Source organism: Hominilimicola fabiformis, from assembly GCF_020687385.1.
In the GTDB taxonomy this organism is placed as follows: Bacteria; Bacillota; Clostridia; order UBA1381; family UBA1381; genus Hominilimicola; species Hominilimicola fabiformis.
This window is the reverse complement of the sequence record NZ_JAJEQM010000002.1, coordinates 171,378-194,047: the sequence shown is the minus strand read 5'-3', so window position 1 is coordinate 194,047 and position 22,670 is coordinate 171,378. Positions and strand designations below refer to the sequence as shown.

Here is a 22,670-nt window from a genome sequence, read left to right as displayed (position 1 = left end):
TTGTCGCTTGTTTTCGCATTAGTCATCCAATTTCAATACAGACATAAACGCCTCTTGCGGTACTTCTACGCTACCGACTTGACGCATACGCTTTTTACCCTCTTTTTGTTTTTCAAGAAGTTTCTTTTTACGCGTAATATCACCGCCATAACATTTTGCAAGCACATCCTTACGCATTGCTCTAACAGTTTCACGAGCGATAATCTTTGAACCGACTGCCGCTTGAATAGGCACTTCAAAAAGCTGACGCGGAATTGCCTCTTTAAGTTTTTCAGCCATTTTCCTGCCGCGTGAGTATGCACTGTCCTTATGAACAATAAATGAAAGTGCGTCAACCATTTCACCGTTAAGCAGAATATCAAGTTTAACAAGATTACTGCGTGTATATCCGCAAAGTTCATAGTCAAATGAAGCATAACCTTTAGTTCTTGATTTTAACGCGTCAAAGAAATCGTATATAATTTCATTAAGCGGAAGTTCATAGAATATCTCCGCTCTTGACGCGTCCATATACGTCATATCCTTATATATTCCGCGTCTTTCCTGACATAATTCCATTACATTGCCGACATAGTCTTTAGGTACCATAATCGTAGCCTTAACCATAGGTTCTTCCATATAATCAATCTCTGCAGGATCGGGAAGATTTGTAGGGTTATCCACCCACACCATTTCACCGTTCGTTTTATAAACCTTATATATAACGCTCGGCGCTGTTGTTACAAGGTCAAGATTATATTCTCTTTCAAGTCTTTCCTGTATAATCTCCATATGAAGAAGTCCCAAAAATCCGCATCTGAAACCAAAACCAAGTGCAACAGATGTTTCCGGTTCAAACATCAGTGCCGCATCATTAAGCTGTAACTTAGACAATGCGTCCTTTAAATCTTCATACTGTGCACCGTCGGCAGGATAGATACCGCTGTACACCATAGGATTAACCTTTTTATATCCCGGCAACGGCTCTGCCGCCGCATTTTTAACAGTTGTAATCGTATCACCAACACGCGTATCTTGAATATTTTTAATACTTGCCGCAATATATCCGACATCGCCTGCCGCCAATCCCTTATTAGGCACAAGTCCGGCAGGGTGCATAACACCGACTTCAACAACGTCAAACTCAGCACCGGTCGCCATCATTCTTATTCTGTCACCAGGTTTAACTGTTCCCTCTTTAATTCTTACGTAAACAATAACGCCTTTATAGCTATCATAATAAGAGTCAAATATAAGTGCCTTTAGCGGTGCATTTTCATCACCTGTCGGTGACGGAATTTTTTCAACAATTTCTTCAAGTACAGATTCCACGTTAAGACCTGTCTTTGCCGATACTTGAGGTGCGTCCTCCGCAGGGATTCCTATAACGTCCTCGATTTCGTTTATTACCATCTCGGGTTGTGCAGACGGCAAGTCTATTTTGTTGATTACCGGTACAACCTCAAGGTCATGGTCGATTGCAAGATATGTGTTTGCAAGTGTTTGTGCCTCGATACCCTGTGACGCGTCAACAATAAGTATCGCTCCCTCACACGCCGCAAGCGAACGTGAAACTTCATAGTTAAAGTCAACGTGTCCCGGTGTGTCAATTAAGTTAAGAGTATAAATTTCTCCGTCATCACGCTTATACTTTAGTGTAACGGCGTGTGCCTTAATCGTGATACCTCTCTCACGCTCCAAATCCATATTATCAAGGAGCTGTTCCTCCATATCACGTTCCGAAACTTCTCCCGTAAGTTCAAGCAATCTGTCGGCAAGTGTTGACTTACCGTGATCTATATGTGCTACTATACAAAAATTTCTGATTTTACTCTGTCTTTCGTTTGACATATTTTCTCTCCTAAAATATTCGATAATTATTTTTTATTATATCACAAATCGCTTGTCTGTGCAACGATTATTTTGCATTAAGCACCGCCGCAATCGCTCTTGCAACATCTTTTCCGCCCTCTTTCGCCTGTGCAAGAGTATTTCCGTTACTTCCGACCTCTAAAATCAAACTTCCTTTAGTCATATGCTCGTTAAATCGTTCTTTTCTTAGATTAATAGGTCGCATAACTCCGGGATACATTATTTCAGCCGCATTTTGAATTTTAGCCGCAAACTTCAAATTCTCCTGCCAATTTTCGTGCCACAATCCCATACTGTTCGTACCGACAACAAGCATAACCTGTGCAGTCGATATTCCGTTTTCTTCACACGTAACCGCAAGTTTTGAGCCGTCCGAATAAATAAATGCGTCACGATGTACGTCAAGTACAATTTCTATTGACGGATTGTTTTTAAGCTGTGTTTCTATCGTTGACAACGCCCTTGTATAAGAGCCTTGATATGACGGATAATCATGATAAGTTGTGTCGTGTACCGTCTTTATACCGTTTTCTTCAAGCACTCTGCATATCTCGTCACCTACCGCAACCACGTTCATACTCGCGTCCGTATTTCTTTCTGTTTCACCGTTCATCTGGTCGCCGTCATAACATTCCGTTGTATGCGTATGTACAACAAGAACTTTCGGTCCGTCCGCATCTGTGTTTATGGAAAACTCCTCCGCGCACAAAGCATTTACATCCACATTATATGTTGTCGCATTGTTCAGCTTTAAATTATTCGCCGTACAAATTTGTGATTTGTCTGGCATTGGTACTTCTTCCTGTACTGTGTCAGGTGTTTGCTCCGTTTGTTCTTCTCCCAGCTCAGTATTTTCTTCCGCAATTTCTTCACCGGTATTCTCCTGCTCCGTCTGTGAGGTTGTCCCGTCAAATACCGATGAATATTCACTTATTATTGTTTCCGGATTTTCAATATCAAACCCTAATATTTTCTTTGCAAAATCCTTTAAGCTGAATGTCTTTTCATTATTATTCGGCAGACCCTCGGCAAGTATATCTTCATATATTTCATTTTGATAATTAAACACATTCGCCGTTTTGGGAGGAATTAAGCTCACCGCCGTAATAATACCGCCTAAAAACAAAATACCCACTACGGCTATGATAAGTTTCTTTTTTGTTATAACAACAGTTTTAAATTTCATAATTTTATCCCTTTCATAGAGTGCTATTTTATAAATACGCAAGATTTTTTTAAATATGTCGAAAAAATTTTCAAAAAAAGCTTGCAATTACGCTTGAACTGTGGTATAATTTTGTAGTTATTACGGATAGTCCTCTGCCTCGGTCGGCACGAATGTCCCAGATTATTAAGGAGGATTTAATGATGAACACACAAGAAATCATTAACGCTTTGACAAAAGACCAAATCAGAACAGATTTACCTGAACTTGTAGTTGGTAACAACGTAAAGGTTTACCAAAGAATCGTCGAAGGTTCTCGTACAAGAACTCAGATGTTTGAAGGTACAATCATCAAAGTACAGGGTGGCGGTATCGCTCAAACTTTCACAGTAAGAAGAGTTTCTTACGGCGTAGGCGTTGAAAAAACATGGCCTGTTAACTCACCTAACATTGAAAAGATTGAAGTTTCAAGAAAAGGTAAAGTTAGACGTGCAAGACTATTCTATCTTCGTGACAGAGTTGGTAAAGCAGCAAAAGTTAAGGAAAGAATCTAATTTCCTTATAATACGAAAAGGGGCATTTCGGTGTCCCCTTTTTTGTCTTTAAAAATTAACATTTTATTCATTGTAACTTGAATATAAATGTAGTATAATCATTTTATATAGTATGTCAGGAGGAAGAAAAAAATGAGTGAACAAGAAGGAAAGAACGAAAACGTAACAAAAACAACTGCTAAGGAAGATAAAAAGACAAGCCTTGCAAGAGAAATTTGGGAATGGGTATATACACTTGCTATCGCAATAGTAATTGCTATGCTTATCAAAGGCTTTATATTTGACATTGTACGTGTAGACGGTTCAAGTATGTTCCCTACACTTGTAGATAACGACAGACTTATAGTTACAAAACTCGGCTACACTCCGAAACAAGGTGATATTATCATTCTTGACAGTGAATACAAAAACCGTGAAGAATACTTTGACAGATTGGCTGAATCAAAAGACAAAGAAGAACTTTCTTCATTTGAAAAATTCTTTGCACAAAGCAGTATGCCTTCAAATCTTAAGAAAAAGTATTATGTTAAGAGAATAATCGCCATGCCGGGTCAAACAATAGACTTGGTTGACGGTAAAGTATATGTTGACGGTGAAATGCTTGACGAGCCTTATTATGACGGTTTAACAACTTCAATAGATCCTACCGTTGAATATCCTATCACCGTGGACGATGACTGTGTATTTGTTATGGGTGACAACAGAACCCGCAGTAAGGACAGCCGTTCATCAGAACTCGGTCAAGTTCCTTTCAAAGCAATTTTAGGTAAGTCACAAGTCAGAATATGGCCTTTATCGGATATAGGTCTTACTAAATAATTAACGAGGTACTTATGCAGAATTTACAATGGTATCCCGGTCATATGGCGAAAACACGCCGTTTGATTGAGGCAAATCTTAAATTAATTGACGTTGTTGTTGAAATATTGGACGCACGTATTCCCTTTTCGGGACGTAATCCGCATTTTGACGATATTATAAAAAACAAACCGAGACTGCTTGTTTTAAACAAAGCCGACCTTGCAGATAAAAACAGAACAAAACTGTGGATTGATTGGTATGCAGAGCAAGGTCTTAAGGTTATTCCGATAAGCTGTACGACAGGTATGGGCATTAATACGGTGATTGCAGAGGCTCGCGCACTTATACAGGATAAAATTGACCGTGAAAGAGAAAGAGGACGAAACCGAACTTTAAAAATAATGATGGTCGGTATTCCGAATGTAGGAAAATCAAGTCTTATAAACCGTCTTATCGGTAAGGCAAGCACAAAAACAGGCGACAAACCGGGTGTTACACGCGGTAAGCAGTGGCTTAGAATTAAAGGTGACGCGGAACTTCTTGATACTCCCGGTATTCTTCCGCCGAAATTCGAGGACCAAACAGTTGCCGTAAAACTTGCTTACACAGGCGCTATAAAAGACGAAATAATGAACACTGAACTTCTTGCCTATTCCCTATGCGATTATCTACGTGACAATTATCCGAACGAACTTTGTACACGATACAAACTTGATACGGTCGAGGGGCTTAAGGGATATGAAGTGTTGGAGAAAATCGGTAAAAAACGCGGCTTTGTTATTTCGGGCGGTGAAATTGATATGGAGCGTGCCGCAAATATGGTACTTGACGAACTGCGCGGTGCAAAAATCGGTCACATAACCCTTGAAACTCCGTCACAATTAAATGAACAGGAATAAACGAAAAAGAGGAACGCATCAAAAACGTTCCTCTTAAAATTTGTTTTCAAAAGAAAAACGCCCTTTTTCTTAAAGGACGCTTAATTTTCAAGCTACATTATTTAATGATAAACTTATCAAGTTCTTCCATAAACTTATCGCAGTCATCAGAATGTACTTCAACCTTAATAGGCTTAGACAAATCCAAGCTGAAGATACCCATGATAGATTTTGCATCAACGACATATCTACCTGATGTCAAGTCTACATCGAAGTCATACTTACTTACGATATTCACGAAATCTTTTACGTCATTAATAGAGCTTAGTAATAAATCAAATGTTTTCATAATTTTATTCCTCCTTATTTCATGCGTGAAGCCTATTTGTGATATGTAATCTCTTACATTACCTATAATACAATTTTTTTCTGAAAAAGTCAATAGCTATTGCGTTTTTAAAAAAAATTTTATATAATAATACTAATGTCGTTAAGGTATTTTTAACGATATTGTCAAAAGATATACTTGAAAGGTTGAAAAGATGAAAAAAGCAGCATTTTATACACTTGGTTGCAAGGTTAATCAATATGAAACAGAGGCTATGGCGGAATTATTTGCCGATAGCGGCTATGAAATAAAAGAATTTACCGAAGTTGCGGACGTGTATGTTATAAATACCTGTTCCGTAACAAATATGGGTGACAGAAAATCACGTCAAATTATTCGTCGTGCAAAAAAACTTAATCCGAATGCAGTTATAGCCGTTACAGGCTGTTATGCTCAAACCGCACCTGACGAAGTTCTTGCCATTGAGGGTGTTAATCTTGTACTCGGCACAAAAGACAGAAAGAACATTGTTACGCTTGTTGAAGAACTTAACACCGAATCAAACATTAATCACGTTTCGGATATAATGAGTAACCACGAATTTGAAGAACTTCAAATAAAGCAATATTCAAATAGAACCCGTGCATTTATTAAAATTCAAGAGGGCTGCAATCAGTTTTGTTCTTACTGCATTATCCCCTATGCCAGAGGTCCTGTTCGCAGCAGAGCAAAAGATGATGTTGTAAGAGAAATCAAGGAGCTTGCACACAACGGCTTTAAAGAGATTATCCTTGTCGGTATTCATGTTGCGTCATACGGTGTCGATCTCGGTGACACAACGCTTGAAAGTTTAATTATGGACGTTGACAAGATTGACGGCGTTGAGCGTATACGTCTTTCTTCTATTGAGCCGATGACTTTAAATCAGGAATTTATAGACAGCATTAAGGATTCTAAAAAGCTGTGTCACCACTTCCATATATCGCTTCAATCCGGTTGTGACGAAACATTAAAACGTATGAACAGAAAGTATACAACCGCTCAATTTAAAGGCATTGTGGACGGTTTAAGAGAGGCATTTGACGATGTTGCAATCACTACTGATATAATGGTCGGTTTTCCTGATGAAAGTGATGAAGAATTTAATAAAACAGTTGAATTTGTACGCAATATAAAATTTGCCGACGCCCATGTTTTCCAATATTCGCAACGTCGCGGAACACCAGCCGCAAAACGTCCAAACCAAATTTCACCGGACGTAAAAGAAAAGCGAAGTAAAATAATAATCGCCGAAACACAGAAAACGCGTGATGAATTTATAAATCGTTTTATAGGCAAAACAATGCGTGTACTTTTTGAACAACCTGCAAAAGACGGACTTTTTGAGGGTAAAACAGATAATTACATTACAGTCCACGCACCGTCCGATATAGATTTAAACGACCAATTCAGAAATGTTCTTCTTGAAAGAAACGAAAACGGAATTGTTATCGGAAAAATAGTTGAATAGTAAAAGGCTGATGATTTTTGTCATCAGCCTTTATTTTATATCTCTGCAAATTCAAATACAACAGTTGAAAAATCTTTCATTTCATAATTGGCTCTTATACCGTGATACATCAGAAAATCACCGCTGTAAACTTTACCTGTAAATGTATTTCTATATTGTTTATTCGTATCAAGTCCCTGTAATTTAACTTTTTCACTCTTTGTTTGTGCAACCGCAAGCACTTTGCAAGCCATAACAAATATATGCTTTTTATCCTTTGAAACCACTTCCCAACTGCAATAATTCGTTTCATACGGATTTATCAATCTGTACAAGTCACCGTTACACATAAGGTCTTGTATTCTCTTTTCAAATTTAATCTGTGCTTTGATTTCTTCAAATTCTTCATCGGACATCTTTGTAACGTCAAGCTCATATCCGAATGTTCCGCAATATGCAACATCTGCCCTTGTTTTTAAAGACGTATCACGTCCGCATTGATGATTTGGCGACGCTGTTACATGAGAAGATATGCTGTAAACAGGATAACACATTGAAGTCGAATACTGCATTTTAAGTCTTGCTATTGCGTCCGAATTGTCACTCGTCCATATTTGCGGCATATATGCAAGCACTCCCGCGTCAAATCTACCGCCGCCGGCACTGCAGCCCTCAAATAAAATATTAGGGAATTTTTCGGTTATTGCGGACATTATTTTATAGTAACCGAGCGTGTATTCGTGATTATATCCCAATCTCGGCATATCTGTAAGCTGTCTGTTCATATCCCACTTCACATACTCAATATTTGCATTTGCAAGTATATCGCTCACCGCATTTATAACATATTCGCAAACCTCATCTCTGCTCAAATCAAGCACCATTTGATTTCTTGACTGAACTCCTTCTCTTTCGTCAATATGAATTGCCCAATCGGGATGTTCTCTGTATAAATCCGAATCCGGACTTATCATTTCAGGTTCAAACCACAAACCGAATTTCATACCGATTTTATTTATTTTTTCCGCCAATCCGTCTATACCCGACGGTAATTTATCATAATTAACTTTCCAATCGCCCAGACTGCACGTATCATTGTTCCTCTTTCCGAACCAACCATCATCAAGCACGAACAGCTCAACACCCGCCTGATGAGCCTTTTCAGCCATTTGAAGTAACTTTTCTTCGGTAAAATCAAAGTATGTACCCTCCCAATTATTTATAAGGATAGGACGTTTTTTGTTTACCCATTTACTTCTCATCAAATTGTTTCTGAAAACGTCGTGATACTCTCTTGTCATAGCACCGATACCGCTGTCGGAATAACAAATTACAGACTGCGGTGTACAAAAGCTTTCGTTCGGTTCTAAAATCCATTCAAACTGATGCGGATTAATTCCCTGTTGTACTCTTAAATTGCCGAATTGGTCTATTTTTGCGACTGTGGAATGATTACCGCTGTATACAAGTGAAAATCCGTAAACTTCGCCATGTGTTTCGTCCGCGCCAACCGAAGTAATCATTGAAAACGGATTTAACTGATGTCCGCTTCCGCCTCTTGCATTTTCGACTTCAGCTTTCATTCCCATTTCAAGCTTTGTTCTGTGCATTGCTCTCTCACGTCCCCACGAACCTGCAAAATGTATCATTTCATAGTCGTCCATAGGTAAATCAATACTTGCCGAATACGCACTCAAAAGCTTAATATCACTGTCTGATTTATTTATAATTACAGTATGTCTGGCGATTATATTGTACTCGTCAAATACCGTATAATATAAATGCACTTCCAAGTCGATAATTTCATCATATAATACAACTTCAAGCGTATCAGCTTTTTTATTCTTATTGAAAAGACAAGGCATACCGTCGGTTTGAACGGCACACTCATTATGAATTATATATTCTTTCACCACAAGTCTTGAAACAGCATTTCCGAATTTATTTACAACCTGATATGCCGGATTTCTCAAGTCAGAATAGCCGTAAGACGGATATTCCTGCGGATAATTGTCAAGACAAAATCTGTTTGAAACAAACCCCCACTTTTCTTCCCATTCTTCTTTCATTTGCGAATAATCAATATCCGCTATCTTTTTTCCGAAATGAAAATTCAAAAGGTCTCCGTCCTCGTTTTCAAACATTATATAACTTATATCTCTGCCGATAAGGTGCGTTGTTTTTCCGTTTCTGACAATCATTTTTATATCCTCCTGTATTTTTTGTGATATTATAATATCACTTTATTTACGAAAATAGAATATCAAAGTGTTGACAGTATGTGTCTAAATGTGATATTCTACAAATAGGAGTTGAGTAAAATGAATTGTTTTATAAATACATATTACGCATATACAAAGTTTATTCCTACCGATATTTATCCCGTACAATACGGCGAAGAACAATGCAATAGAAATCATTCGTTCGGACCATGTGTACGAAGTAACTATCTGTTGCATTATGTTTACAGCGGTAAAGGTATTTTTCAAACAGAAAATAACACATATCATCTTCATAAAGGGCAGATGTTTCTTATATCGCCAAATCAGCTTACATATTATAAAGCCGATGACAGCGACCCTTGGTTGTATCGATGGATTGAATTTAACGGAAGTATGTCGCAGTCAATTTTAAAGTCTGTCGGTCTTAACGAAAGCACGCCGATTTATACCGATGATGAGAATAATTCGGTCGGCAATGCACTCTGTAATATTATTTCGTCCGGAGAAATGTGTTTTGAATTGCTCATGCAAAAATTTTGGAATTTCATTTACTGCCTTACAGACGGCGAACAAATTAATACCGTCAGCAATGCCGAAGAATATATTCAAAAAGCAGAAACGTTTATAAAAACAAATGTTCATAAAAAAATATCCGTTTCGGACGTTGCAAAATATGTCGGAATTGACAGAAGTTATTTAACAAGACTTTTCAATGAATATAAAAAAACAAGTCCGCAAAACTATATTATTTCACTTAAAATGAATACCGCGGCATTGTATTTAAAAAACACAAACGCGTCCGTAACAGAAACTGCACAAAGCGTAGGTTATTGCGATACTCATATCTTTAACAGAACTTTCAAAAAACAATTCGGTGTTCCCCCTACCACATGGCGTCAAAAACAAATTTGGGAGCAATCTATTATTGGGAAATAATATAATAATTATTTTTCTGCATAGAAAAATCGGAATGGAGCGTAGTCCATTCCGACGTGGTACTCCCGACCAGAGTCGAACTGGTGACTAACCCTTAGGAGGGGTTTATTATATCCACTTAACTACGAGAGCAAAACACTATTAACATACCAATATATTATATAATATTTCAAAGCTGATTTCAAGTATTTTCTTATTTCTTTCTTGCAATCACGACAAATCTTTCATTTGACGTATGATACGCACACGTTGAAAGTGTTATAAGGCTATCGCCGTACACTGTATTTACGCCTGTATCATAAAACGAACGTGACTTTGCCTGAGTTACATATTCATTAAACCGCTCCTCCGACTCTATATCCGCATAATCGTAATACTTAAATTCATTACTTGCACCGACTTTAGTCGTAAACGCGGACACAATCTCATATTCGCCTTTATCATACAATGTATCATACATTATATTTTTATGAGCGTCATAAAAGCTTTTATCCTCATAATCGGCAAGTGACGCAAACATTGTACCGTTCTTCATATTATGTGCATAAATAATTTTATTCACCGATTCGTCATTCGACTGATAATCGAGAAAAGGTATACCGCTGAATTGATATTCCTTATTAAAATTCTTATGCAAATAAAATTCATTGTCGCTATACTTTACCACAGGATAATCGACAGGTGTATCGGGAATCTTTATCCACCCTACCATATCATTATTCTGCTGATATAACGAGTAATAACATTCAAGCATACCGTTATCCGCACGTTTATCAATATAACCGTCCGTTGCGTCTGCACGTTCCGTTTTCTCAACCACTTTTTTCAATTCATCAAAACCGCTTTCAGCCTTATGTGAATCATAAAAATATTTTCCGAGATAACCGCAACACCCTACAAATATCAAAACTAAAAGGACCTGTATGACAGTAAGTCGTTTTTTCACTATCATACACGCCCTTTCACTTTAGTTTAGTTGTTTTTTCTCTTTTTAATTTCGATAAACACAAATGCACCTGCCGCAAGAATACCGACTGAAACCAATGCTACGATAGGAGTGTTATCCCCTGTCTTAGGATTGTTCTTTGACGGTTTAGCCGTTGTTTTCGGTGTAGCTGTCGGCTTTGTTGTAGCTTTTGTCGATGAACTTGCTGTTGAGGTTGCTTTCGGTTTTGCGGTCGCAGTTGCAGTATACGGTGTGAATTTAGTTTCAGATTCAACCTTTATCTTTTCACCGTCTGTCAAATTTATAAGATATTCCTCAACTCCGTTTGCAGATGAATTTTTATCCTTTAATGCGATTGTTGATTTTAATTCACCGTTTTCTGTGTAAACATGAACTTTCCCGTTACCTGTCATAGTATATCTGCCCGGGTCAATATCTTCACCGCAAATATATTCGCCCTGTGCCAATGTAACAACACCGTTTTTATCCTCTTTTACAGACGGATTAGTTGTTTCCTTCGCTGTTACTTCCGTTGTCGGTGCGGTTGTTTCTTTTGCAACTTCTTCTGTAGCCTTTGGTGTCTCGGCAGTCTCTGTTTTTTTCACGCTTGAAACAATGCTCCAATCAAGTTTTTCAGCATATTGTGCCGCATCAGAATTTTTCAAGGACTTATTTACCGATACCGTTACATTTATAATTTTGTTTTCAGTATTCGCAGAACTGTTCATTGTTCCCAACGGAACATCTTTATATGTACTGTTATCCGTTTTAGAGTCGTCATTCGCATACGAATAAATAAGCTTATTGTTTGAATCCGTTACTTTTATATTATAATAATTCAAAGCACTGTATTCGTCAGGTGACGGTGTTTTTAAGGCCTCTGGTTTTACATCGTTTGACGTTTTTTCCGACATAGACAATCTCAATTTAAAATCTACCGGATCACCCTCTGCACTTTCGCTTGATATTGTAAGAGTCTGAACAACAGACGACTGTTTAGACAAATCGTCAAGTTTTGTCATCAACGGCTTTATCGATCTCACAGTTTCGCCCAACTGATCAGGTGCATATTCATATGTAACAGGGGTTGACTTACTGTCATTATTTTTTATAGATACGCTTGAATTTGGTGACGCAAATACAGATACCGACATACATATTGTCATAACTGCCGCAATCATACCCGAAAGCACTTTTTTCATAATTCTCGCTCCTTATATTTACTTTAATATTTTCTTCATACTACATATAGTATATCACATTCTTTTTTAATTGTCACTACTGTAATTGTTAATTTATTGTTACGAATATTGTTATATTCCGCATTTTATGGTATAATCAATTAAAACGAGGAGGTATAAAATGAGTTCAGATTCAAATTACGAAAAACTTTCCGATGAATTACAAAACAAAATAAATACAGAACTTTTTGACGGCAACGGTTTTAAGGATAACGCAATCCGCCGTATTGACAAGGAACACGACAGAGCCACTCTTTGGCGGCCTGCGTTTGTGCGTGACGTTGAAAAAATTATGCACAGTCCATATTACAACCGCTATGCCGACAAAACACAGGTATTTTCTTTTTATAAAAACGATGATATTTCACACCGTGCTCTGCACGTTCAGCTTGTTTCAAGAATTGCGCGAAATATAGGCAGAATGCTTGGTCTTGACCTTGATTTAATAGAGGCTGTCGCACTCGGTCACGACATAGGTCACACACCGTTCGGTCACGCGGGCGAAAAATTCTTAAACAAATCATATCATGCAAATACGGGACGATATTTCAATCACAACGTACACAGTGTGCGTGTGCTTGATAAAATATTTAACCTCAACATCAGCCTTCAAACACTTGACGGAATACTTTGTCACAACGGTGAGTTCGAGTGCAAAGAATACCGTCCGTCAAAGCTTGACAATTTCAAGGATTTTGACGCAAAGGTTGAAGAATGTTATATTGACCAATCCGCAATAGACCGACTTGTACCGTCTACGCTTGAAGGTTGTGTTGTCAGAATTTCGGATATGATTGCTTATATCGGAAAAGACCGCCAAGACGCTATAAAAACCAAGCTGATTGACAGTGAAAGTGTTTTCGCCGAAAGTGAAATAGGCAAATACAATGCGGCTATTATAAATAATCTTATTGTAAATATCGTTGAAAACAGTTACGGCAAAGATTTTATACAGCTTGATGAAAAGCACTATCAAGCACTAAAAAACAGTAAAAAAGACAATTTCCGTGTTATATATCAAAACAGCAAAATTTCTGACGTATACGACAAAACTATTGAACCGATGTTTGAGGAAATATACAATAAGTTGCTTTATGATTTAAAAAATGACATAAAATCATCGCCGATATTCAAGCATCATATTGAATTAATCGACTATTCAAACAGATTTTCGGGATACGAATATACAAAAAACAGTGATTTTAATGATATTGTGACGGATTACATCGCAAGTATGACAGACGACTATTTTATCGACTTATATGAGTATTTATTTAATAAACAAGCACCCGTAAAATATATATCATACTTCGATAATGTTTAAAAATCAGAGATATTTTTAAAAAGATTTTATTTTTCTATTGAATTTTTACAATTAATAGTGTATAATATATTTAACATTGTTTGAATACAATGTTACGTTCATATACAATAACGCCACCGATAATAAAATCGGTGGCGTTATTGTTTTATCTTATTTTTTTCCAAGTTCTTTTGACTTATTCATACAACCTACCATTGCGTCAATGATACTGTTTCTGAAACCGTCTTTTTCAAGTATTGCAACTGCGTCTATTGTAGTTCCGGCAGGTGAGCAAACCATATCTTTTAATTCCCCCGGGTGTTTGCCTGTTTCAAGTACCATCTTTGCACTTCCAAGTACCGCTTGTGCGGCGAATGTATATGCTTGACTTCTCGGCATACCGCCTATAACAGCTGCGTCTGCCATTGCCTCAATCATCATAAACACATAAGCCGGTGACGAACCGCTGACAGCCGTTACGGCATCCATAAGATTTTCCGATACGACTTCACCTTTACCAAAGCTGTTAAACACGTTTACAACTACATCTGTTTCTTCTTTTGTAACATTGCTGTTCGGTGTCAATGCCGCCATTCCCTCGCCGACTAAAGCCGGTGTATTAGGCATTACACGCACAAGTTTAATATCATGTTCAAAAGCCTTTTCAATCGTTTCTATCGCCTGTCCTGCGACTATTGAAACGATTACTGTATTATCTGAAACACTGTTTTTGATTTCATCAATTACACCGTATAAAAACTGCGGTTTTACACACAAAAACAATACATCAGCTTTATCTGCCGTTTCTTTATTGTCCGATGTCACTTTAACACCGTATTTTTCATTAATATTCTTCAATGCCTGTTCATTTTTATCCGAAACAATTACATTTTCAGGACTTGCTATATCAGAATTAATAATTCCGCCGATTATAGCACCGCCCATATTTCCGCTGCCTATAAATCCAAAAATCATAATATCCTCCTGTATTTAAAATTTTTTATAAAAAATACCGGACGAAATATTTCGTCCGGTACTAAAACACGCAATTAAACCGGATATGTCTTATTTTCCATATCCACTAAATCTGCATCAATTTTATATTTCTGAGCACGTCTGTATTCAAAGAATTTAACGGCAACTTGACCGAACAATGCATATGACAATACATCTTCAGGCTGTTCAATCCATTCTGCACATTCTTTCTTCATCTGTTCAAGCTCAGGCTTTAATAGGTCAGCCGGACGACAAGTAATTCTCTTTTCGTCGCCGATAATCTTCTTAACGATTTCGTCAGAGATTTCAGCAGGGCACTTACCATATTCGCCTCTTACAAGACCCTTTGATTCCTTAGAAACCATCTTGTATCTTTCACCCATAAGCACGTTAAGTACTGCCTGTGTACCGACAATCTGTGATGACGGTGTAACAAGCGGAGGATAACCGAAGTCTGCACGAACACGAGGTACTTCTTTAAGCACTTCATCATATGCATCTTCTCTGCCCTGTTGCTTAAGCTGTGATACAAGGTTTGAAAGCATACCGCCCGGAACTTGATACTTAAGAGTATTAACGTCAACACCCATAACCTTAGTGTTCATAAGACCGCTCTTAATGTATTCTTCTCTTAGCGGCTTGAAGTAGTCGCAGATTTCGATAAGCTTATCCAAATCGTAGCCTGTATCGTACTCTGTACCTTGAAGAGCCGCAACCATAGGCTCTGTAGGCGGTTGTGATGTACCCATAGCCAACGGTGACATAGCACAGTCGATTACGTCTACACCTGCCTCAATAGCCTTTAGGTAAACCATTGAAGCCTCACCGCTTGTGTAGTGAGTATGAAGTTGAATAGGAATCTTAACTTCTTCTTTCATCATCTTTACAAGGTCATATGTTACATATGGTCTTAAAAGACCTGCCATATCCTTGATACAGATTGAGTCTGCACCCATTTCTTCAAGTTGCTTAGCCATTTTAACGAACTTTTCGTTTGTATGGAATTCACTTGTTGTGTAACAAACTGTAGCCTGTACATGACCTTTTTCTTTCTTACAAGCCTTGATAGCACATTCAAGGTTTCTGACGTCGTTAAGAGCATCAAAAATTCTTAGTATATCAACACCGTTTGCGATTGACTTTTGAACGAAATATTCAACTATATCATCAGCATAGTGTCTGTAACCAAGTATGTTTTGTCCTCTGAAAAGCATTTGGATAGGAGTCTTTTTAGCTCTATCCTTAATCTTTCTCAATCTTTCCCAAGGATCCTCGTTAAGGAATCTTAGGCAGGCATCGAATGTAGCTCCTCCCCATGCCTCAAGCGAATGATAACCGATGTCATCAAGCTTTTCTACAATAGGAAGAATCTGCTCTGTTGTCATTCTTGTAGCAATAAGTGACTGGTGAGCATCTCTTAGGACTGTTTCTGTAATTTCTACAGCTTTCTTTCCCTTTGCCATTTATATTTCACTCCTTTATTATCTGTTTAATTAAAGATTTCCGAACATTGCAAGGAATACGCCTGCCGCAACGGCAGAACCGATAACTCCGGCAACGTTAGGACCCATAGCGTGCATCAAAAGGAAGTTTGAAGGATTTTCCTTCTGTCCTACTGTTTGAGATACACGAGCAGCCATAGGTACGGCTGAAACGCCGGCACTTCCGATAAGCGGATTAACCTTACCTTTTGTTACCCAACACATAATATCACCCAAGAACAAGCCGCCTGCTGTTGAGAAACAGAATGCGATAAGTCCAAGTACGATAATACCGATTGTCTGTGCTGATAGGAAACTTGACGCTGTTGCAGTAGCACCTACTGTAACACCAAGGAACAAAGTTATGATATTCATAAGTTCGTTCTGTGCCATCTTTGTAAGTCTTTCAACAACGCCTGATTCTTTCATAAGGTTACCAAGCATTAGACAACCTACAAGTGACACTGCGTCAGGGATTATAAGTGCAACGATAATTGTAACGATGATTGGGAACAAGATTTTTTCTGTTTTTGAAACAGGTCTTAATTGTTCCATAACAATCATTCTGTCTTTTTTACGAGTCATAAGTTTCATAATAGGCGGTTGAATTACAGGAATCAATGCCATATATGAATATGCCGCAACGGCGATTGCCGGCAGTAGTGCCGGTGCAAGTGATTTTGTAACGTAAATAGCCGTAGGGCCGTCGGCACCGCCGATGATACCTATTGACGCAGCTTCTTTGATACCGAAATTGATTGACGGTACAAGAGCGCTTAGAACAAGAGCACCTACGAATGTAAAGAATACACCGAACTGTGCAGCCGCACCAAGAAGAATACTCTTTGGATTGGCAATTAGCGGACCGAAGTCTGTCATACAACCGATACCAACGAAAATAAGCGGAGGATAAATACCAAGCTTAACTCCGAGATACAATAGGTCAAGCAGACCGCCATGCTGACAGATATATCCGACATTAATATATTTTCCGTCCGTCATATACTCCGGATTCGTAAAAAATTCCGTGTGCATCATAATAGCACTTGAATCCTTAATCATCGGTAAGTTTGACAAAAGCATACCGAACGCAATCGGAAGTAGCAATAACGGCTCGAATTTTTTTACTATTGCAAGATACAGAAGTACGCAAGCTATCGCAATCATTATAATTGTCTTAACGGCGTCAATGCCACCGCTTGAAATAAGTGCGTACAAACCTGTATTCTGCAAAAAGTTTGCAAAACTTTCTAACACTTTATTGTCACCACTTTCTATAATTTAGTCGTGACTGTATTAGTTTACTGAAACTATTACGTCACCGCTGTTTACACTGTCACCTGCTGATACACTGATACCTGCAACTGTTCCGTCTACACCGGCGAAAATTTCGTTTTCCATCTTCATTGCCTCAAGTACGGCAACAAGTGTTCCGGCCTCAACTTTATCACCAACATTTACCTTTACAGATACGATTGTACCAGGCATTGGAGCAGTTACTTGCTTAGCGCCTGCAACAGGAGCAGCTTTCGGTGCAGCCTTTGGAGCCGGTGCAGCCTTTGGTGCAGGAGCGGCTGTTTGAACAGGAGCCGGTGCAGGAGTTGATACTCCGCCTACTTCTTCTACGTCAACTTCGTATGATTTTCCATTTACTGAAATATTAAACTTTCTCATTTAGGTTTTGCCTCCTTTAGAATCTATTATTAATTGTTTCGGTTACACCCGCCTTATTCCAAGCAGGCATTTTGTTGTCTGTTCTTCTGTATGACTTAATTCTTAGGTTATACGTTGAAGTATTTAGACTTGCGGCAACTGCGGCTGTCAATACTGCGATAAGCTCTTCTTCGTCTGTATCGTCTGCCGTTTCTTCCTCTACAGGTGCTGCTTGAGCCGGTGCTGCAGCAGGAGCTGCCTGTGTTTTAGGCTTTTTATAGAATATAACCCTGAAAAGCGAAAGCACTATCATAAGTATGATAAGTACGGCGAAAACTATTGCCAAACCTATAACTGTTGTTTCTCCTCCCATTGCCAACGCTTCACTTAATGACAGGTTCTGACCTGTCAATAATGCTTCTGAATACATACTAAAAATCTCCTTTCACAATTAAACAGGAAGATTTCCATGCTTTTTAGCCGGTCTTGAATCACGCTTTGATGCAAGCATTTCAAGTGCGGCGATTATTCTCGGTCTTGTTGAATCAGGTTCAATTACATCGTCAACGTAACCACGCTTTGCAGCCTCGTAAGGTGATGCAAACTTATTTCTGTATTCCTGAATCTTTTCATTTCTTGTAGTAACAGGGTCAGAGCTTTCCTTAATATCATTCTTGAAAATGATGTTAGCTGCACCTTCAGGGCCCATAACAGCGATTTCTGCCGTCGGCCATGCCATTACTATATCAGCACCAAGATGTTTTGAATTCATTGCTATGTATGCACCGCCGTAAGCTTTTCTCAAGATTACGTTAATCTTTGGAACTGTAGCCTCTGAGAATGCGTAAAGCAACTTAGCACCGTGTCTGATAATACCGTTTTGTTCCTGTTCAACGCCAGGGAAATAACCCGGTACGTCTGTAAGAGTAACAAGAGGAATATTAAAGCTGTCGCAGAAACGTACAAATCTTGCTGCTTTGTCTGATGAGTTAACATCAAGTGAACCTGCCATAACCTTAGGCTGATTTGCAACGATACCGATAACCTGTCCGTTCATTCTTGCAAAACCTATTACAATATTCTTTGCAAAGCCTTCCTGTACTTCAAAGAAGTCGCCGTTATCAACAAGTTCGGCGATAACTTCCTTAACGTCATAAGCCTTACCCGAATCGTCAGGAACGATTGTTGTAAGTTTTTCTGAAAGACGATTGATTTCGTCATTTGTAGGTTCGTAAGGAGCCTCTTCAAGATTGTTTGCAGGTAAGTATGAAAGCAACTTTCTGATTTTTGCGATACATTCTTCGTCATTTGCCGCCTTAAAGTGTGCAACACCCGACTTTGAAGTATGTGTATCAGCGCCGCCAAGTTCTTCGCTTGTTACATTTTCACCTGTAACAGAACTGATTACCTGTGGACCTGTTATAAACATCTGACTTGTCTTTTCAACCATAAAGATAAAGTCTGTAATAGCCGGTGAATAAACAGCACCGCCTGCACATGGTCCCATAATTACAGAAATCTGAGGAATTACACCGCTGTTTACAGTGTTTCTGAAGAATATATCTCCGAAACCTGAAAGAGCGTCTATACCTTCTTGAATTCTTGCACCGCCCGAATCGTTCATTCCGATTATCGGAGCACCCATCTTTGCCGCCATATCCATGACTTTGCAAATTTTCTTTGCGTGCATTTCTCCAAGTGAGCCACCGATTACTGTAAAGTCTTGCGCGTAAACGTAAACAAGACGTCCGTCAACTGTACCGTAACCTGTAACAACTCCTTCACCCGGAGCCTCAACACAATCCATACCGAACTCGGTACATCTGTGAGTTACAAAAGCATCAATTTCAACGAAACTGCCTTCATCCAAAAGAGCATTAATTCTCTCTCTTGCTGTCAGCTTTCCGGAATCATGCTGCTTTTTGATTTTTACTTCTCCGCCGCCGTTATTTATTACACTTCTGCGGTATTGAAGTTCAGTCAATTTATCAACTGTTCCCATGTTTTAACCTCCATTGTTTGTAGATTAGAGATAAATTTTAAAAAAATATACCTAAAGTATATTATACCTTAACCGCAATTTTTTTTCAATCATTTTTATTTCTTTTTTCACAAGTTAGCTTTCAAAAAATATCGACAAATATCCCCTTAAATTTGTATATGATACACAAAAGAGGCTGTTGACAAAATGTCAACAGCCTCTTTTTAAGAATTCATCAAATAATTTACTTCGTGACTTGTCAGATGACGCCATCTTCCAAGCGGAAGATTACCGAGTTCCACGTTGCCTATCTTAATTCTCTGCAAGCCGACAACCGTACAGCCGATTGCCGCAAACATTTTACGAACCTGTCTGTTTTTACCCTCGTGAATTGTTATTTTAATATATGTGTGTCCGTCTACCGCATCAAGTATTTCAGCCTCCGCCGGTGATGTTTTGAAATCATCTATATAAACACCGTTTCTCAGCTTATTGATACCGCTTATCGTTATACCGCCCTTTATCGTTGCGATATAAGTCTTATCGGTATGGAACTTAGGGTGCGTGACTTTGTATGTGAAGTCGCCGTCATTTGTAAGCAAAAGCAATCCCTCGGTTTCATAGTCAAGTCGTCCGACAGGAAAAATTCTTACGTCACCCAAATCTTCTTTTATAAGGTCAACAACAGTCGGTCGGTCAAATTGGTCTTTTGCGGTTGAAACATATCCGACAGGCTTATTAAGCATTATATAATACTTCTTGTTTTTAAGCTTTATCGGCTTATCGTCAACGGATACATTGTCTGCACCGATTTCGATTTTTACGCCTTGTTCCGTTATTTTCTTGCCGTTTACCTTAACTCTGCCCTCTTGTATCATAGTTTCTGCGGCACGTCTTGACGCAACACCGCTCATTGCTATATATTTTTGTAATCTTACTATCTCTCCCATTTTTTCTCCTTTCATTTATACCAACAATATTTTCGCAACTCTTATAAAACTGCTGAAAAAACTGTTTTTCAATCTTATATTGCTTACTCCGTAAATATCGTTTTCCGAAATAATATCAACTTCACCGACGCTCACTCCGTCACACACAATTTCAAGCCACCCCACTTTTTCGCCTTGATTTATCGGTGCTTGTAAGTCATTTGATATATGCGATATAACTTCTACCTGCGTTTTCTGATGTTCTTTAAACGGTATTGTAAAGTCACTCGCCGCAACCATTGAATAATCTTTTCCGTCAATATTCGTAACCTTTACAGTATCGCCCTGCTCTATAAGTTTTTTCGGATAATGTTCCGAAAATGCGTAATCAAGCATTTCCGCGTGGTCATTCCAATCGTTCGAATCATTCAAAGTCACCGCTATAAACTCCATTCCGTCCCTCTGCGCAGACGATACAAGACATCTGCCCGTTGACTTCGTAAAGCCTGTTTTTATGCCGTTTGCTCCCTCATACAGACTTAGCATTTTATTGTGGTTTGAAAAATAAAGTATTTCATCTGAATTTAATGCCTGTACTTGTGCAGTCTGCGTTGCGACTATTTCCCGAAACTGCGGCAGCGTCATTGCATATCTTGCAATAAGTGCAAGGTTGTAAACCGTTGTGTAATGTTCCGGATTGTCAAGTCCGCTCGGATTCATAAAATGCGTATTGCCGAGTCCGAGTTCTTCCGCTTTTTCATTCATCAGCTCCGCAAATGATTCCTCACTTCCCGACACATGTTCGGCTATCGCTACCGCCGCGTCATTTCCGGAATTAAGCATTAAACCGTAAAGCAAATCTTTCATATAGTATTGATTTCCCTCAGATATGTATGCCGCCGAGCCCTCTTGATTTGCCGCCGTCGCACTCACATCAACAATTTCGTCCATATTACAACGTTCAATAGCAACAATGGCTGTCATTATTTTAGTTGTGCTTGCCATTGCGTGTTTTTGGTTCATATTTTTTGAAAATACAACATCACCCGTCAACGCATTTATAACGCACGCACACTCGGCAGATTCCACCATTGCAAAAGCACTTAACTGTGAAAAAGTAATTATAGTCATAATAACAAGTGCCAAAATTTTTTTCATTAAAAAACATCTCCACAAAAAATATTTATTTTAATTGACAAAACTCTTTTTTATTGGTATAATAAATCACGTTAATGCGAGGGTGGCGGAATAGGCAGACGCGCACGTTTGAGGGGCGTGTGGTTTAACCGTGCCGGTTCAAGTCCGGTCCCTCGCACCATTTTTTTTGATTAATAATATATATTCTATCATATAAAATTATATTTATCAACAGCAAAAAAACTTTTTAAAAAAACTGTTGACAAAAGTTAGATTATATGGTATTATATCATTTGTCAGTTATCGTTGCGGATTTGTGTAAAGGTAGCACTAACGACTCTGACTCGTTCTGTCCGGGTTCGAATCCTGGATCCGCAGCCACAAAAAAGTTATCCTTTATGGATAACTTTTTTTATTTTTATTCAAATACACATTCGCCCATACTCTCTGACGGACAGCCCTCTATTACTTCCGCAACAGCGCTTGAATGTGTTATTAAAATAATTTTCGCACACGCACATTCGCCTATTTTATCATATAAACGTCCCGCACTGTATGTACCCGAATAAACCGTATATGTACTGTTTGCGACGTAACCGACTGTACCGATATACGGCAGTTGTGCTCTTATCGCCTCGTCATCATATTTGTTATCATATTCCTTTTTCAATTTTATTACCGCTCCGACTTTGAACGGCTTCGTTCCGTAATAATGAGCAAGTCCCGTTATTGTGACTAAAACCGAATTTTTCATTTCTTTCATCTCCTTTCAACTTTTT

Annotated in this window: 21 protein-coding genes and 3 tRNA genes; 8 read left to right on the top strand and 16 right to left on the bottom strand. The window is 38.5% G+C overall.

Translation table 11 applies throughout. The features are described 5' to 3' along the window. Positions 1–18: 18 nt before the first annotated feature. Together lepA and spoIIP are read right to left on the bottom strand one after the other, a co-directional pair. The gene (gene lepA, locus LKE05_RS02360) at positions 19–1,830 is read right to left on the bottom strand and encodes a translation elongation factor 4 (RefSeq protein ID WP_022229209.1); all 1,812 of its coding nucleotides are present in this window, start codon (positions 1,828–1,830) and stop codon (positions 19–21) included. A 67-nt stretch (positions 1,831–1,897) separates the two neighbouring features. Beyond that, entirely contained in the window at positions 1,898–3,037 is a 1,140-nt protein-coding gene (gene spoIIP / locus LKE05_RS02355; RefSeq protein WP_308455799.1) for a stage II sporulation protein P, read from the bottom strand. Between the two features lie 182 nt (positions 3,038–3,219). On the opposite strand from spoIIP, the gene rplS reads away from it, so the two are divergent. From rplS to ylqF, 3 genes are all read left to right on the top strand, one after another. Next, positions 3,220–3,570: a 50S ribosomal protein L19 gene (gene rplS / locus LKE05_RS02350; protein WP_117965767.1), complete on the top strand. Its 351-nt coding sequence runs from the start codon at positions 3,220–3,222 to the stop codon at positions 3,568–3,570. Positions 3,571–3,702: 132 nt separating this feature from the next. Further along, positions 3,703–4,389 (top strand): signal peptidase I, encoded by a 687-nt coding sequence (lepB, locus tag LKE05_RS02345; protein ID WP_022229206.1) that lies wholly within the window; start codon positions 3,703–3,705, stop codon positions 4,387–4,389. Between the two features lie 14 nt (positions 4,390–4,403). After that, positions 4,404–5,270: a ribosome biogenesis GTPase YlqF gene (ylqF, locus tag LKE05_RS02340; RefSeq protein ID WP_308455798.1), complete on the top strand. Its 867-nt coding sequence runs from the start codon at positions 4,404–4,406 to the stop codon at positions 5,268–5,270. Between the two features lie 97 nt (positions 5,271–5,367). Here ylqF and LKE05_RS02335 read toward each other — a convergent pair whose 3' ends face one another. Further along, positions 5,368–5,598 (bottom strand): HPr family phosphocarrier protein, encoded by a 231-nt coding sequence (locus LKE05_RS02335; RefSeq protein ID WP_022229204.1) that lies wholly within the window; start codon positions 5,596–5,598, stop codon positions 5,368–5,370. A gap of 193 nt (positions 5,599–5,791) precedes the next feature. On the opposite strand from LKE05_RS02335, the gene mtaB reads away from it, so the two are divergent. Next, complete coding sequence (gene mtaB / locus LKE05_RS02330) at positions 5,792–7,087, top strand: tRNA (N(6)-L-threonylcarbamoyladenosine(37)-C(2))-methylthiotransferase MtaB (protein WP_147515062.1); 1,296 nt, start codon at positions 5,792–5,794, stop codon at positions 7,085–7,087. Positions 7,088–7,122: 35 nt separating this feature from the next. Here mtaB and LKE05_RS02325 read toward each other — a convergent pair whose 3' ends face one another. Beyond that, positions 7,123–9,267, bottom strand: coding sequence for an alpha-galactosidase (locus LKE05_RS02325; protein ID WP_308455797.1), 2,145 nt, complete (start codon positions 9,265–9,267; stop codon positions 7,123–7,125). A 120-nt stretch (positions 9,268–9,387) separates the two neighbouring features. Here LKE05_RS02325 and LKE05_RS02320 point away from each other — a divergent pair, with 120 nt between their 5' ends. Beyond that, the gene (locus LKE05_RS02320) at positions 9,388–10,224 is read left to right on the top strand and encodes an AraC family transcriptional regulator (RefSeq protein WP_308455796.1); all 837 of its coding nucleotides are present in this window, start codon (positions 9,388–9,390) and stop codon (positions 10,222–10,224) included. 57 nt (positions 10,225–10,281) lie between these two features. Here LKE05_RS02320 and LKE05_RS02315 read toward each other — a convergent pair. The 3 genes from LKE05_RS02315 to LKE05_RS02305 form a co-directional block, all read right to left on the bottom strand. Continuing rightward, positions 10,282–10,356 (bottom strand) — tRNA-Arg (locus LKE05_RS02315). A gap of 61 nt (positions 10,357–10,417) precedes the next feature. Continuing rightward, the gene (gene srtB, locus LKE05_RS02310) at positions 10,418–11,170 is read right to left on the bottom strand and encodes a class B sortase (RefSeq protein ID WP_308455795.1); all 753 of its coding nucleotides are present in this window, start codon (positions 11,168–11,170) and stop codon (positions 10,418–10,420) included. 26 nt (positions 11,171–11,196) lie between these two features. Next, positions 11,197–12,372, bottom strand: a complete 1,176-nt coding sequence (locus tag LKE05_RS02305; RefSeq protein ID WP_147514113.1) for an LPXTG cell wall anchor domain-containing protein — start codon at positions 12,370–12,372, stop codon at positions 11,197–11,199. Positions 12,373–12,532: 160 nt separating this feature from the next. Here LKE05_RS02305 and LKE05_RS02300 point away from each other — a divergent pair, with 160 nt between their 5' ends. After that, positions 12,533–13,735, top strand: a complete 1,203-nt coding sequence (locus LKE05_RS02300) for a deoxyguanosinetriphosphate triphosphohydrolase family protein (protein ID WP_308455794.1) — start codon at positions 12,533–12,535, stop codon at positions 13,733–13,735. 150 nt (positions 13,736–13,885) lie between these two features. On the opposite strand, the gene proC is transcribed toward LKE05_RS02300, so the two are convergent. The 8 genes from proC to LKE05_RS02260 form a co-directional block, all read right to left on the bottom strand. Then, entirely contained in the window at positions 13,886–14,689 is an 804-nt protein-coding gene (gene proC / locus LKE05_RS02295) for a pyrroline-5-carboxylate reductase (RefSeq protein WP_308455793.1), read from the bottom strand. Positions 14,690–14,763: 74 nt separating this feature from the next. Further along, the gene (locus LKE05_RS02290) at positions 14,764–16,173 is read right to left on the bottom strand and encodes an oxaloacetate decarboxylase subunit alpha (protein ID WP_118446391.1); all 1,410 of its coding nucleotides are present in this window, start codon (positions 16,171–16,173) and stop codon (positions 14,764–14,766) included. Between the two features lie 30 nt (positions 16,174–16,203). Continuing rightward, positions 16,204–17,358 (bottom strand): sodium ion-translocating decarboxylase subunit beta, encoded by a 1,155-nt coding sequence (locus LKE05_RS02285; protein ID WP_373367868.1) that lies wholly within the window; start codon positions 17,356–17,358, stop codon positions 16,204–16,206. Positions 17,359–17,487: 129 nt separating this feature from the next. Beyond that, a complete protein-coding gene (locus LKE05_RS02280; protein ID WP_022228755.1) occupies positions 17,488–17,865 on the bottom strand; it encodes a biotin/lipoyl-containing protein in 378 nt (125 codons plus the stop codon). A gap of 16 nt (positions 17,866–17,881) precedes the next feature. Next, a complete protein-coding gene (locus tag LKE05_RS02275) occupies positions 17,882–18,274 on the bottom strand; it encodes an OadG family protein (RefSeq protein ID WP_308455792.1) in 393 nt (130 codons plus the stop codon). A gap of 21 nt (positions 18,275–18,295) precedes the next feature. Then, complete coding sequence (locus LKE05_RS02270; protein WP_022228753.1) at positions 18,296–19,846, bottom strand: acyl-CoA carboxylase subunit beta; 1,551 nt, start codon at positions 19,844–19,846, stop codon at positions 18,296–18,298. A gap of 203 nt (positions 19,847–20,049) precedes the next feature. Then, positions 20,050–20,775, bottom strand: a complete 726-nt coding sequence (locus tag LKE05_RS02265; protein WP_022228752.1) for a pseudouridine synthase — start codon at positions 20,773–20,775, stop codon at positions 20,050–20,052. Between the two features lie 15 nt (positions 20,776–20,790). Next, complete coding sequence (locus LKE05_RS02260; protein ID WP_147514110.1) at positions 20,791–21,912, bottom strand: D-alanyl-D-alanine carboxypeptidase family protein; 1,122 nt, start codon at positions 21,910–21,912, stop codon at positions 20,791–20,793. A gap of 76 nt (positions 21,913–21,988) precedes the next feature. On the opposite strand from LKE05_RS02260, the gene LKE05_RS02255 reads away from it, so the two are divergent. Both LKE05_RS02255 and LKE05_RS02250 read left to right on the top strand, forming a co-directional pair. Continuing rightward, positions 21,989–22,072: transfer RNA gene (locus tag LKE05_RS02255), tRNA-Leu, on the top strand. Between the two features lie 126 nt (positions 22,073–22,198). Further along, positions 22,199–22,272 (top strand) — tRNA-Gln (locus LKE05_RS02250). 37 nt (positions 22,273–22,309) lie between these two features. Here LKE05_RS02250 and LKE05_RS02245 read toward each other — a convergent pair. Continuing rightward, positions 22,310–22,645, bottom strand: coding sequence for an HIRAN domain-containing protein (locus LKE05_RS02245; protein WP_147514109.1), 336 nt, complete (start codon positions 22,643–22,645; stop codon positions 22,310–22,312). Positions 22,646–22,670: the final 25 nt, after the last annotated feature.

Excerpts from the sequence above, each read along its gene's own strand:
- lepA (WP_022229209.1), bottom strand. The coding sequence starts at position 1,830 with ATGTCAAACGAAAGACAGAGTAAAATCAGAAATTTTTGTATAGTAGCA.
- LKE05_RS02300 (WP_308455794.1), top strand. The coding sequence starts at position 12,533 with ATGAGTTCAGATTCAAATTACGAAAAACTTTCCGATGAATTACAAAAC.
- LKE05_RS02245 (WP_147514109.1), bottom strand. The coding sequence starts at position 22,645 with ATGAAAAATTCGGTTTTAGTCACAATAACGGGACTTGCTCATTATTAC.
- LKE05_RS02320 (WP_308455796.1), top strand. The coding sequence starts at position 9,388 with ATGAATTGTTTTATAAATACATATTACGCATATACAAAGTTTATTCCT.
- LKE05_RS02270 (WP_022228753.1), bottom strand. The coding sequence starts at position 19,846 with ATGGGAACAGTTGATAAATTGACTGAACTTCAATACCGCAGAAGTGTA.
- mtaB (WP_147515062.1), top strand. The coding sequence starts at position 5,792 with ATGAAAAAAGCAGCATTTTATACACTTGGTTGCAAGGTTAATCAATAT.
- LKE05_RS02285 (WP_373367868.1), bottom strand. The coding sequence starts at position 17,358 with ATGATTGCGATAGCTTGCGTACTTCTGTATCTTGCAATAGTAAAAAAA.
- LKE05_RS02325 (WP_308455797.1), bottom strand. The coding sequence starts at position 9,267 with ATGATTGTCAGAAACGGAAAAACAACGCACCTTATCGGCAGAGATATA.
- LKE05_RS02260 (WP_147514110.1), bottom strand. The coding sequence starts at position 21,912 with ATGAAAAAAATTTTGGCACTTGTTATTATGACTATAATTACTTTTTCA.
- LKE05_RS02275 (WP_308455792.1), bottom strand. The coding sequence starts at position 18,274 with ATGTATTCAGAAGCATTATTGACAGGTCAGAACCTGTCATTAAGTGAA.
- lepB (WP_022229206.1), top strand. The coding sequence starts at position 3,703 with ATGAGTGAACAAGAAGGAAAGAACGAAAACGTAACAAAAACAACTGCT.
- LKE05_RS02265 (WP_022228752.1), bottom strand. The coding sequence starts at position 20,775 with ATGGGAGAGATAGTAAGATTACAAAAATATATAGCAATGAGCGGTGTT.
- spoIIP (WP_308455799.1), bottom strand. The coding sequence starts at position 3,037 with ATGAAATTTAAAACTGTTGTTATAACAAAAAAGAAACTTATCATAGCC.
- LKE05_RS02280 (WP_022228755.1), bottom strand. The coding sequence starts at position 17,865 with ATGAGAAAGTTTAATATTTCAGTAAATGGAAAATCATACGAAGTTGAC.
- proC (WP_308455793.1), bottom strand. The coding sequence starts at position 14,689 with ATGATTTTTGGATTTATAGGCAGCGGAAATATGGGCGGTGCTATAATC.
- LKE05_RS02290 (WP_118446391.1), bottom strand. The coding sequence starts at position 16,173 with ATGGCAAAGGGAAAGAAAGCTGTAGAAATTACAGAAACAGTCCTAAGA.
- LKE05_RS02305 (WP_147514113.1), bottom strand. The coding sequence starts at position 12,372 with ATGAAAAAAGTGCTTTCGGGTATGATTGCGGCAGTTATGACAATATGT.
- rplS (WP_117965767.1), top strand. The coding sequence starts at position 3,220 with ATGAACACACAAGAAATCATTAACGCTTTGACAAAAGACCAAATCAGA.
- LKE05_RS02335 (WP_022229204.1), bottom strand. The coding sequence starts at position 5,598 with ATGAAAACATTTGATTTATTACTAAGCTCTATTAATGACGTAAAAGAT.
- ylqF (WP_308455798.1), top strand. The coding sequence starts at position 4,404 with ATGCAGAATTTACAATGGTATCCCGGTCATATGGCGAAAACACGCCGT.